The following is a 12,803-nucleotide window of genomic DNA, read 5'->3' as shown; positions in this document are numbered from 1 at the left end:
CCTCTTAAGCGATTGAGGTTTCAGCTAAAAGCTTTGGAGATGCGGTATTTTCTCTTGAGATAGTAGCTCCTAAAGAAGAGAGTTTCTCTACCAAATGCTCATACCCTCTATCTAGATAGTGAGCTCCTGAAATGTGACTTGTCCCTGGAGCAATGAGCGCTGCAAGCACATAGGCAAACCCAGCTCTGAGATCAGGGATTTCAATATTTTTAGGTTTAAGAGGGGTAACCCCTTTAACCACTAAGCTGTGGCAGTAGTTACGGGATTTAAAACGGCAAGGTGTATGGCCTAAGCAGTTAGAAAAAAGCTGGATGTCAGATCCCATTTCATTGAGAGTTTCAGTATATCCAAACCTGTTTTCATACACCGTTTCGTGCACAACGGAGTGCCCCTCTGCTTGAGTTAAAAGAGCCACAAACGGCTGCTGCCAATCGGTTAAAAACCCCGGATGCACATCTGTTTCTAAAAGAATGCCCCCTTTTAAAGGCCCTTTATAGAAAAACTCAATGCCGTTACTTCTCACCTGAAATCCAGCTCCAATTTCTCTTAGCTTATTGAGAAAGGCAATCATATGAAGCTGCTGAGCCCCTTCTACAAACACCCTTCCTTGAGTGCTAATGGCTGCCATTCCCATGGAAGCTGCTTCTGTACGATCAGACACGACGGTGTGCTCCACTTCATAAAACTCTTGAGCCGGCTGAACCCGGATGGTTCTATCAACATCAATAGTGATGGCAACGCCAAGCTTTTGTAAGAACAGAATTAAATCAACAATCTCTGGCTCTGTGGCGGCATTTTTAATTAAGGTCTCTCCCTTCGCCCGGCATGCAGCAAGTAGAGTGTTTTCTGTAGCTCCAATGGAGGGGTAAGGAAGCTCTATAATGGCGCCTTTAAGCCCTTGATGAGCTCTTGCAAAGTAAGCGCCTTCTTTTTTCATTTGCCGAAACTCAATCGTAGCGCCGAGCTTTTCAAGAGCAATTAAATGAAAATCGACAGGACGGGTTCCAATGTTACACCCTCCAACAGTTGGGACGATGATATCTTCATCCGTTCTTCCTAAAAGCGCTCCAATCATCAGAATGGGAATACGGTTAGCTCCTGAAAACCGCTGAGGCACATAGGTTGTTTTAAGATGAGGCGTCACAATTTCAATGATGCCAAGTTTCTTATCCCAATTGACACAGCTTCCAATTTCTCTACAAAGATCAAGAGTCACTTCCACATCTCGAATTTGCGGCACGTTAAAAAAGGTGCACGGTTTATCCGAGATTAAAGAGGCGACAAGAAGTTTAGTGATGGCATTTTTTGCCCCTGAAATTTTGACATGACCTTGAAGAGGAACTCCTCCTGTAATTTTTAAAATATCCATTGCTTCCTCTTTATATGAACCCTTAAGACAAAGCTTTTTCCATTTTTTCTTCTGCATTTCAAGAAGAGGCGCTTTGATTTAAAAGTTTATGTGGCTCTTTGTAGAATTTCTGCATATAGATTATACGGAAATGGGTCATTTCTTCCATTAAATAGAGCCTCTTGAGGAAGAAGAGGTAAACCGCTTCTATGATGATGCGTGTAACTGAGCTTGATGGTTTGATGAGGAAACAGCTGCTTTCTCATTTCAAGAGCCATAAAACCCATGGTTTTCCTAGCATTAATCTCTACAATGGGGTGTAAAATCGCCTCTCCCCAGATCATCGCATCAATTCCTACATGTCCAAAAAAACCTAAAGAGGCCATTTTTTTTAATACTGATTCTGCTGTGATTTTATGTGAGTCTAGTTGAGGAAGATAAGACTTAAATAACAAAGACTCTTCCCCAATCACACTTGCCTGGTAGTGCCCTTTAGGGCTATTTTGTAGCACGGTAGATCCTACATAGTGAATAGTTTGATCTTTAGATATGATCCACTGCGTACTAAAATCTAGCACTCTTTTTACAAACGGCTCTGCAATGAGAGGTCTTCCTGCTAAAAACTGAGGGTAGGCAAACGCTTCAAGTTTTTGTAAAGAGGGCCCAGGAAGGAGAAGGTGTCCTTTTCCAGCAGATCCAAAGCAGGTTTTTAAAACTCTTGGCCCCTCTGTTAAAGAGATCCATTTTAAAAGCTGATCCCAGGAAATGATGAGTTCAGATCGGGGAAGATAGGTCCCTTGATGAAAAGAAAACGCTTTGGAGTTGACCTCTTTCACCACTTCCCACTCTGGCATCAAGTAGATAAGGCCGTTTTGTTTGGCAAAAGAGGCAAGAGCAAGAGAGGGCGCCCATGAGAGGATTTCTGACCCTTCTTTGAAAGGGCCTATAAAAGATTGAAGATGATCTTTATATTTTTCTACCCTAGAGGTGACTAGAACTTGATCTTCTCTTTTTTTATAAAGAAGAGGAAGAAATTGGAGCTGCCGTGTAATAGGAGTGCTATTTAAACTCTCTTGAAATACAGGGTGAGAGCTTCCTTCCATTTCCCGTTCTGCATCTGTATTAGCAACATGAATGAAGGGCATATGAGTTAAAATCTTTTCTGCTTGAGATAGAAAAAAGAAGACATGCAGCCATTAATACACATCAAGAAGATATCTTTTTTGATGTCTTAACTCTTTGAGATACGCTCTAGCAGAATCTAATGAGAGCTTTCCATACACTGTAAAAATGGTTAACATGGCCTGTTCCACATCTTTAGCCATGGGGTTTGCACTTCCGCATATATACAGGTATGCACCTTCTTGAAGCCACTGCCACACCTCTTCCCCTTTTTCTAAAAGCCTATGTTGAACATAGATTTTCTCTTCTTGATCTCTTGAAAAGGCAAGATCAATCAAAAGCTTATTTTGTACAGCTAAGGAAGAGAGAAACTCTTCATAGATAAAATCTGTTTTTTGATTTCTTTCTCCAAAAAAGATCCAATTTTTCCCCGGTGCTCTATGAAAGACCCTCTCTTGCATAAAGGCAAGAAAAGGAGCAATACCTGTTCCTGGCCCAATCATAATAATGGGAGTATTTAAATCAGCAGGGAGAAGGAAATGAGGAGTTGGCTGAATAAAGCACCGAATGGGTGTGGATTGAATGAGAGCTCTTTCTGAGAGAAAGTGACTTGCCACTCCGTATCTTAGCTCTTCTTGATGGTAAAAAGAGGTGAGAGCCACTAATAGGTGAATTCTATGAGGGCTAATAGAAGGAGATGAGGAAATCGAATAGAGTCTAGGGAGTAAAGGAGATATAGCTCCTAAAAGAGGGGTGAGCTCTTGAACACAACTTCCATACTGCGCGATGAGATCAATCACATCTATTTTAGAGAGATAAGAGGTGGTTTTTTCTTTATCTTGAAGTATTTTTTCAATATCTGGATGCGCCTCAAATTGTTTGAGAAGAGATGTTGTTACTCTTGAGAGATTTGCATGCTCTAAAAAGAACTCTTGAAGTGTCATCTGTTTTTGAGATCTAGGGTGGATGACAGGAGTTAATGGATCAAAGGGGAGCGCGTTTAAAATCCTTGTTACAAGTCCTAAATCATTAACCGGATAAATGCCTAAAGAGTCACCTGCTCTATAGGTGATATTAGAACCTTCTAAATTAATGACGAGATGAAAAACATCCTTTGATGACCCTTGCTTTGTGATCAAAGCTCTATGAAGAATGTGAGTGTGGTAAGGGTGTGTACGGTCAAAAGGGGCGTTCATAAATTCTTGTAAGGATAGGGTGTTAAACAAAGGGAATAGAGACTCTTATCTTGATGCAAGATAAGAGTCTTATGAGAAGAGATTAAAGAGATTGGCACTGACGCATATTCCACGCTTTTTGTAAAATATCCATCTTCTTTCCTGATAATCCTCCGACAAAATCAATGGCAGAGAGAAGCCTTGCACGGCACCGATCTTTTCCAAGGAGCTCAAATGAGTCGTAAAGAGGCGGGCCTTGTAATTTTGCAGATATCGCTGCATAAAGAAGAGGGATGATGACTTTTTTATGGTTCACTCCAAACGCTTCTGCCACTTGCTTTGAGGTGTCTTCAATGCCAGATCTTCCCCAATTTTCCTTTTCATCTAAGCTCCAAATCACTGTTTGGAGAATGAAAGCAGCTTTTTCAAGAGAGATGCCAGCTGGGGTAAATAACGGATGTGCATAAGGGAGGTGGTGGATAAAGAAAAATCCACACAGCTCGATAAATTCTGCAAAGGTTTTAATCCTTGTATGACAAAGAGGCATAAGCTTTTGCATAAAGGCGTCATTAAATCCCCAATCCCGGATCTTTGCCCAGAGGTTTTCTGTCGGAATGGAGTTAATGAGGTATTGTTGATTGAGCCAATCGAGTTTTAATACATCAAAAAACGCCCCTGACACGCCAATTCGCGCCGGATCAAACGATTGAATGATTTCATCTAATGAGTAAATCTCTTGATCTGTTGGCATTCTGTATCCCATGAGGGTCATAAAGTTCACAAAGGCAGCAGGAAGATAGCCGCTATCTCTATAGTAAAAGATAGAGGTGGGGTTTCTTCGTTTAGACAGTTTTCTTCCATCTTTTCCTAAAAGAAGAGGCATGTGAAGAAAAGCAGGAGGTGTCCATCCAAAGCTCTCATAGAGAAGGATGTGTTTAGGTGTTGAGCTGATCCACTCATCTCCTCTAATAACATGAGAGATTTCCATCAAATGGTCATCTACTACATTTGCTAGGTGATAGGTAGGAAAACCGTCAGATTTCATGAGGATTTGATCATCAATATCTGACCAAGCATACGATATACGCCCTTTGATCCCATCTTCAAAGACACACTCTCCTGTAAGAGGCACTTTTAAACGGATCACATAGGATTCACCCCGCTTTTCTCTCTCTTCTACTTCTTGAGGGCTTAAGTTACGGTATCTGCGATCATAGCCGACGCGTTTACCCAGTTTTGCGGCCACTTCGCGCATTTCAGAGAGCTCTTCTGCTGTTGCAAAGCATTTGTACGCTTTTCCGCTATCAAGAAGCTTTTGGCAATACTCTTGATAAATTGAGGTTCTCTCAGACTGCCGGTAAGGTCCAAAAGGGCCTCCAACATCTGGTCCCTCATCCCAGGAAATGCCTGCCCACTGCAATGCTTTATAGATATTGACTTCATATTCAGGACGAGAACGTGTTTGATCCGTATCTTCAATTCTTAGGATGAATGTTCCTTTGAAATGTTTTGCAAAAATCAAATTAAATAGGGCCATATAGGCTGTTCCTACATGCGGATCTCCTGTTGGAGAAGGAGCTATGCGTACACGTACAGTCATGATGTTACTCTTCTTTATTAAACACACCATTGTCCTGGAAAAAGAGATACTTTTCAAGCAGCTTGATGAGATAACTTCCCCCGCATGAGAATCAAGTCTTTCATGATATTAATCGACTCTTGTTTCTGCGTATCTAGAAGTTCATTGAGTAGGTGAGTATCATCTGACTCTTGAGAGTGCTGTTTCATTAATGCTTGATGAGAGAGATTCCTATCAAGACGATCCCGAGAGTTTTTCAAGAGATATGCAAGGTAAGGAGCATAGAGGTAAGAGAGTTCTTGCTGATGCTGGTGATACAGTTTACGGATTTGGTGTCTATGGATTAAAGGAATATCTGAGAGATCGTCTTGAAAGCTTGGAGAGATGGCGTCAGGCTCTAACGGGTATTTAGCGTACCGCTCCCCAATCTTAGAAAAGGAGAAGACACCTGGCACGATGATGTCTGCTTTAACCCCTGTTTTTTGAGGAGATTTTCCAGAAACGGTGTAGTAGCACCCTCTTGTGACTTTATACTCTCCTTGAGGGTTAATACGGTCTCCATATCTAGAATCGAGAGTAAAGGTTTGAAAGGTCCCTTTACCAAATGTTTCTGAATCTCCCACAATGACGGCTCTTCCATACTCTTGAAGGGTTTGCGCGACAATTTCAGAGGCAGAGGCGGTGAGTTTATTGGTGAGGATCACTAAAGGGCCATCCCAAGCAGTTAGCGGTTTTAGATTTCTCAGCTTTTGAATAAACCCTGTATGGTCTTTCACAGAAACAACAACACCTTGTTTCATAAAAAGACCAGCCACACCTACAGCTTGAGGAAGAAGCCCCCCTGTGTTTCCTCTAAGATCAAGAATAATTCCTTGTAGATTACTATTTTTCTTCAGCCTATTAATTTCTCCTAAGATATCTGATTCAGAGGAGTAGTCTGAGTCTTGATAGAAAGAGTGGAGCGTTAAATACCCAATCACGCCGTCTCCAAAAGGCTCTACACTTGAGGTGAATTGATTCTCTTTTAAAACAATTCTATCCCGGGTAACAGTCAGTGTCAGCTGAAAGGGCTCTTCTTCTTGTGTTTTAAGTAACGTAAGTGTCACAGGCGTGCCTCTTGGCCCCCGGATCAGCTCTACAGCATCGGTAATCTCAAGACCAATCACCGGGGTATCATTGACCGCGATAATTTGATCCCCCACTTTGACCCTGGGCTCTAAACTTAAAGGGCTCTCATCTAATATGCGGGTAATTGTCAGACCATTTAAATCATCTCTTAGCTGCGCTCCAATCCCATAGAGCTGCTGTTGCACTTGCATTAGGAGATGGCTGGCTTCTTTAGGAGTGAAATAGGCTGTTTGAGAGTCAAGTGCTGAGGTAATAGCTTTAAGAACATAGGTTAAAAAACGGTGCATTTGCAAAGAAGAAGAGCCTCCTAAAAGCGTCTCTTCTTTATGAAGGCGCCTTTTTTCTAAACGGGCTTGAAATTGGAGCTGTTCTTGAGGAGTTAAAATTTTACACGCTGTTTGAAGCTGTAAACTTTGAATGCGGTGTAGTCTTGTTTTAAGCTCATCTCTTGTTTTTGCCCATGTCAGCTCTTTAAATTCCTCAAGGCTAACGTCTTTTGCAAGAGGCATTTCTTTGATTTCCTCTTCAATAAGACGCCGTCTTTCAATGCTTTTTAATAAAGTAGCATACATCTCTTGATAAAAGCGGAAGTTTTTTCCTCTTACTTCTTGTAAAACAATCTTTAGGCATTCTGAAGAGGGATGAAGCCACGGTCTGACTTCTTCTTCAAGTAAGTAGCTATGCTGAGGGTCGAGTTCTTCTAAAAAGTTATCCAACGATCTTGTAATCAGCTCTTCAGTTAAGTGGTGATGGAGCGCATGATATTTGAGAATTTCTTCTAGCTTACGGTAGGCATCTAGAGAAGATAAAGAGGCATGAACAGGAGATAAAGAGAGGCAAAAGAAGAGGAAAAAGAGCGGTATGATCTGTATTTTTTTCATCTGGCTAAAAAAAACTCATCTGCTTTGTTTGAGGTGTAGGTTATACTATGTTAAGGGTTTATGACGATAACAATTTTCAGGAAAATGGCGTCTTGATAATTTTTTTGAATAAATGTCTTGATTTCAACTCCTTTTTACCTCATAATTAATTATCTAACGGCATAATAATTATAATAGAAAAGAAAATCGAATAATTGGAAGCCGCAGGCTTCTCAACTGTAACATAAACAAATCAATATATTTTAGGAGGATTCTATGTCTAATGACTCTCAAAACCGCACACCGTCGGTTGATGGATCAGGCAAAAAAGTAGTTTCAATCACTGAAGCTGCTCGTATTAACAACGTCACACGTCAAGCAATTTATGTTGCGATTAAGCAAGGTAAATTAAGAGCGCAAAAAGATGCGACACGCTGGACAATTGACTTAGGAGATTTAGAAGAGTACCGCAAACACAAATATTCACGTACAAAGTCAATGTTTGATGGCGAGTTATTATTTGATAATAACAAAGGTTACTATTCTGTTAATCAAGTTGCAAAAATCTTGGGCGTTCCTGCGCAAAAGATCTACTACGCAACACGTGTTGGCTTACTTAAAGCAATCCGTAAAGGTGCTGCTTGGGTTATTCACTCAAACGATGTGAAAGGATACCAAGAGAGCTACCTTTCTAAGAAGACTTCGCAATCTCAAGCAAGCTAGTCTTCCCCTAAGCAATCAAGCTTGAGGGGGCAATGCCTAAAAACTAGGATTAGGCATTGCCTCTTTTTCTTTAAATGCAGAGGGGCGCAAGGTATTTATAATATCCCTACATCAAGCTGACTTCCTTAAGAGGGTCACGCTTTATATTGAAATAGACTTTCTTGCCTGTTATTTTTCCCTTATCTCTTAACCCTTAAGTCCTAGGTTTATTAAACACTTCCTCTATCAAACCCTCTTATAGACTGCATTTTCTTGTTTTACATTCCCTTTCAAACTGTTTTATCCATGCCTTTTAAATTCTAAAATATAAATTTTTCGGTGGTTGAACTCTTTTATTTGGAAGATTCAGTTTTAAGAATCGTCTCTAATAGCTGAAGTTTTTCAGAAAGAGGAGTTGTTAAAGCTGTTTTTTGATTTGTTAAGCTTGTGTTTGCTCATAACTTGAACATGTTATTATATAAATAAAATATACGTCCATCAGTAGCTCCTAAGGACTGAGCAAAATTGATCCTTCCAACTGTTCATTATAACCTCCTATTTAATCTAGATTAAATAGGGGAGTATATAAAATAGTTCATTTCTTGTATAAAGCTCATGTTAGAGATAAATATCTGGTAAAATATTTACATTAAACCCCTGTTATGTAGGCTCTACTCTTCTTCTTGTTTATTATGAGACTTCTGTAATTTAGAGATCCGGCCTGCTGAGATTTTTTCTGTAAGGAAAACATATAAATTATTGATGCCGCCAACTTCGAGATATGATCTTGAAGATTGGGTTGCATGATATTCTTTTTTGCGATCGGCCCAAGTTTGTACTGCCTTAGGTGTTTTTTTGTAGTGACTAAAATGTTCCAGAAGCTTACGAAAATCATTAAGTAGAGAGGTGACCGTTTGGTCTTTAGAGCCATGAATAAATAGATGAATTTGCTGTTCAATAGAGCTTCTTTCAGAATGCGATAATAAATCCCTCAGCTCTTCTAAATATTTCCAAATGGGATCTTTACTTAATAAGCCGATAGATCTAAGATTTTTTACAACCTCTCCTAAGCTTTCAATTGTTCTTAAAATAGCATGTTTAATTTTTGCTTCTTTAAAACTTGAAGCTGTTAAGGAGAGATCTTTCCATGGTGTGAGAATCTCTTCAATTTTTTGTAGATGTTTTTGAGTATGCGTAAAATCTCCTAAGAGACAGATATTGGCATACGATCCAGGAGGTAATTTTTCAATAGATACAAGGGAAGGAGAAGGTGAAAATTCTTCTACTTCAAAGTCGATGAGTTTCTCAATAGATTGAATGACCTTAGGAATTTCTTCCATAAGATCAATCAATGCGTCCTCAACAAGTGCCTGATTAAATTCAATGGCTTCTTTTGAAATGTCTCCTCCATGATGGAGAAGATTTCCAATCATTTGAAGCGCCCTCCAGGGGATATTCCCATGTAAAAGGGCTCGGTATGCTTGATGTTTTTCTAAAGCAGAGCAATTTTCCTTTTGAATGATTTGTGCAGTTTCTAAACGAGCTATTTCTGAAATATCTAAGAATTCATGAGCAATCAGAGATTGCTTTGAAGATTTTTGATTAGAAATTTCCATGAGTAAATAAAGGTTATCTTTAATCAACTTCATTTCTTTTTCTGATAATTCATACTGCCTAGGCCACAGCATAATATTTTTTAGTGGCTGTAAAAGCAAAATTAAAGGTTGGATATTTTTTTGAAAATGAACGATTCTCTCTTTATATTTAAGATACTCCTCGCACTCTTTTTGAAAAGTTTGGAAGGCAGTTGGCTCTTTATCCAAGGCTTCATTAAATTTGGTACAGCTTTTTAGAAGAGCCGTGAGTTGAGAGAGATAAGAGGCATAATGGATGGTTCCATTTGAATACCCTCGGGGCATCTCCCCAGCAGAAAAATAGTTCCCTTGAAACACTTGATCATAACGATTTTTTAAATCTTGCCGTTTAGAAAAAATTTCACTCAAACAAAAATGCACAGGAGGCTCATTATAATAATTTAGAATTTCTTGATCTACTTTGGCCTTCGCTTCTTGGATGAGTAGCTTTGCTTTATTGACAAGCCAGTCAATTTCTGTCTGATAAAGAGGATACGCTTTTACACATAGATCCCGTTGTTTTGTAAGTGCGTTATCTTTGATAGAGAAAAGGAGTTCATCTATCAAAATTTGAGGAGGAGCATTAAGGAAAGAGTTGGCTAATTGATGCAATTCTTGACTAAATTGCTTTTGATTCATAATGAATAAATTTAATGGATTGTTCTTATAAGCTAGAATTTCTCCAATAGGCCGCGTAATAAGAAGATAAATTTTCTCATAAATGATCTGGATAGAGTGATTTAACATTTTACTGTTAGAGCTTTTTTTATCCCCTTTCTCATACTCTTCAAGAATGAGATGGATGGCTTGATCGATATTTTCTAGATGTGTATTTTCAAGATTATCTAGCCTGTCTTCCTCATGGATAAGAGACATCTTCTTTTTGCATGCTTCTATTTTTTGCTGGTAACTAGGAGCCTCTCTGATGAGAAAATTTCCTGACTGAACAAACTTGCACCACTCTGGGTAAAGATTACAATACTTTTCATATTTGATTTTCCACTGTTCAAAGTCTAAAGAATCTATTTTTTTTAGCGGATTATCTTGAAGAGGCTTAAGTAGATTTTTTTCAATGAGTGTGACTTTAGGATTTAATTGTAAGCAAATTTTTTGTTTTTCTTGATCCTTAATAGACATAGTTTGTAAAGAATTAATATCGATCACTTCATCAGAAGGGAGTATATTTTCAGGGATTTTTTCTATAGGATGAGAGTTTGCATTAGGTTTATTTAAATTTTGATTTTTTAACAGATAAGAGCAACAAAAATTTTGATCTGTAATTTTCATAATCAGGCCTCCAGATAAAAAACAATAATTGACAGTATCAAATTCAAATGGCATAAAGTCAATCACTAATCATGAGGGCTTACTTAATGACTAAAGCCTCTATTCAAGATCTGCTTTGTCATTTTATCTATTGAAGACGAGCGATTTAAATTCAAAAAAATAGGGCTTATTGAGGAATAGGTGAGTTTGAAGGGAGGTAATCTCTAAAAATAAGAGTGGGATGCAGGGCTTTTTTTATCTTTAAACAGTTATAAATCTTTTTAAGTGTTGTTTAATCAGAGAGGGTATTTTTTTAATTTGATTTTTTGTAGAGAAAAAATTAACATCCTATTTTTTAAAGGTGCGAAAAGAAGATTTTATCTTTTCGCATCTTAAAGACAAGGTTTTTTTGACTTCTATACAATAGATGGAAAGCCAAAACGCCTTTTATGTTGAGAATGAATCTTAAGACAATCTTTTGATGAATAGATCGGTGAGGATCTTAAGCCAAGTTTGATGATGACAATAGATAAGAAAAAAATTATAACCTTAAAAGGATCGTTATGCTAATTTCTGCAATGAGTAAGCTTTCTATATCAAATACAATACAAGGCACATCACCTCAGAGTATCGTTGAGGAATTAAACCATGACGTGAAAGAGATTTGCACTGTCTTAACCCCGGATCAGAAATTCTTTCCCCAAGGGTTAGATCATCTTTATCAAAAAGGGACTCAAATTATTGCTGCAGAGGTGAAAAACCAGCCTCTTGTCAATAGTTCTATTGTTTCTACCCTAAATACACTGGATGAGCAGGGCGGGTGGACGACGCTTCAAGAGGGTGTTGCAAAAGTGTGCCGGATTTTTCTTGAGCTCACTTGGTATCGCTCTTTTGTAGAAAAACAGCCTGTTTCTTTAGAGTTTAAAGGAAGTCTTCTTCCTCTTTTATCAGGAGATGTCAAAGATTTTTCTACTGCCACTTTTTCAGCAGATTTTGAATATAAATGCTCTCTACAAGCCATTAAGCTACTTAGGTCTTTAGCTTCGCAAGGGTTTTCTTCTTTAGGTAACAGCCCTTCAGATACTTTTACACAGTTGACAGAAGAGGTTAAAACGCTTGCTCAAAAAATAGGAAGCGATAAGGTAGAAGCTTGGTATCTTGAAGTGCATCAACTGAGATGGAGAGCCGCAACAATTCGGTCTTTAGACGATTTTAATCACATCATCACACCTGTGAAAGCGCATTTTCAAGAAAAAGGGCATCAGTTTACGTTAGGCCTTGTCTCCATCTATAAAGATTTACTCAAAAATAAAGATGTTTCAAGTGAGGTTAAAGCACAAATCGCTGATGAGCTTGTAGAACTCATTCATCTTCAAGATAAAGATTTTTTCCCAGCTTTTGGAGAAAAAGGAATTGGACGGACAGCATCAGCCAAACTAGATAAAGAGACTAAAGAGAGAATTGAAAAGGATGAGACAAAAGCCATCAAGCCAGAAGAGTTCAAACAAATCGCTTTAGATCTCATAAAAAAACATGACCGTTACCATTTCACACAAGTATTAATCCAAGAACTTGTTCAAGACCTAAGAGTGAATAAGAGTGATGCCAGTTTTGATTTAGATGGCTATATCAACACTTCAAAGATTAAGGAGCGGATTACTCAGTTAATTAAGCAATATGAAGCTGAGGTTACTTCTACACAAGAAAAAAGAGTAGAGCTGAAACTCTTTATTAATGAACTAGAACAATTTATTCAACCTACCCGGGACATCTACACAAAAGAAGAGATGGATGCAAGAGCTGAAGAAGTAAAAAGTGCTGGGGAAGAACTTCAAGATGCAAGAGCTGAAAATATGGATTTTGAAGTTGTCTGTGAATCTTTAGAATACGGGCTCCAAGCGCTGAGAAATTTCCTGAGAAATTTTGATGAAAATTTCAATGCAGGACTCATTAACCAAGTGTAGAGCAAATTTTTCTGATTCGATCTAG

General features: G+C 38.5%; 8 protein-coding genes. 2 read left to right on the top strand and 6 right to left on the bottom strand.

Annotation, left to right across the window (positions count from 1 at the left end; translation table 11 throughout):
- Positions 1-4: 4 nt before the first annotated feature.
- The 5 genes from murA to ACI7T6_RS05875 all read right to left on the bottom strand — a co-directional run bounded on the left by murA (position 5) and on the right by ACI7T6_RS05875 (position 7,233).
- On the bottom strand, positions 5-1,369 hold the full coding sequence (gene murA, locus ACI7T6_RS05895) for a UDP-N-acetylglucosamine 1-carboxyvinyltransferase (RefSeq protein WP_404665451.1): 1,365 nt from the start codon (positions 1,367-1,369) through the stop codon (positions 5-7).
- An 86-nt stretch (positions 1,370-1,455) separates the two neighbouring features.
- Positions 1,456-2,493, bottom strand: coding sequence for a hypothetical protein (locus ACI7T6_RS05890; RefSeq protein ID WP_404665450.1), 1,038 nt, complete (start codon positions 2,491-2,493; stop codon positions 1,456-1,458).
- Between the two features lie 51 nt (positions 2,494-2,544).
- Entirely contained in the window at positions 2,545-3,666 is a 1,122-nt protein-coding gene (locus ACI7T6_RS05885) for a sulfite reductase (protein ID WP_404665449.1), read from the bottom strand.
- 82 nt (positions 3,667-3,748) lie between these two features.
- Entirely contained in the window at positions 3,749-5,245 is a 1,497-nt protein-coding gene (gene gltX / locus ACI7T6_RS05880) for a glutamate--tRNA ligase (RefSeq protein ID WP_404665448.1), read from the bottom strand.
- Positions 5,246-5,298: 53 nt separating this feature from the next.
- A complete protein-coding gene (locus tag ACI7T6_RS05875; RefSeq protein ID WP_404665447.1) occupies positions 5,299-7,233 on the bottom strand; it encodes a S41 family peptidase in 1,935 nt (644 codons plus the stop codon).
- 255 nt (positions 7,234-7,488) lie between these two features.
- Here ACI7T6_RS05875 and ACI7T6_RS05870 point away from each other — a divergent pair, with 255 nt between their 5' ends.
- Positions 7,489-7,935 carry a helix-turn-helix domain-containing protein gene (locus ACI7T6_RS05870; protein ID WP_404665446.1) on the top strand — a complete coding sequence of 149 codons (447 nt, stop codon included), beginning with the start codon at positions 7,489-7,491 and terminating at the stop codon, positions 7,933-7,935.
- 650 nt (positions 7,936-8,585) lie between these two features.
- Here the strand turns inward: ACI7T6_RS05870 and ACI7T6_RS05865 are convergent.
- Positions 8,586-10,835, bottom strand: coding sequence for a hypothetical protein (locus ACI7T6_RS05865; protein ID WP_404665445.1), 2,250 nt, complete (start codon positions 10,833-10,835; stop codon positions 8,586-8,588).
- 542 nt (positions 10,836-11,377) lie between these two features.
- Between ACI7T6_RS05865 and ACI7T6_RS05860 the strand changes: the two genes are divergently transcribed.
- A complete protein-coding gene (locus ACI7T6_RS05860) occupies positions 11,378-12,778 on the top strand; it encodes a hypothetical protein (RefSeq protein ID WP_404665444.1) in 1,401 nt (466 codons plus the stop codon).
- Positions 12,779-12,803: the final 25 nt, after the last annotated feature.

It is taken from the genome of Rhabdochlamydiaceae symbiont of Dictyostelium giganteum, assembly GCF_964291045.1.
Taxonomy (GTDB): Bacteria; Chlamydiota; Chlamydiia; order Chlamydiales; family Rhabdochlamydiaceae; genus PALSA-1444.
The sequence above is the reverse complement of the archived record's forward strand: the minus strand, read 5'-3'. Positions and strand labels throughout refer to the sequence as shown.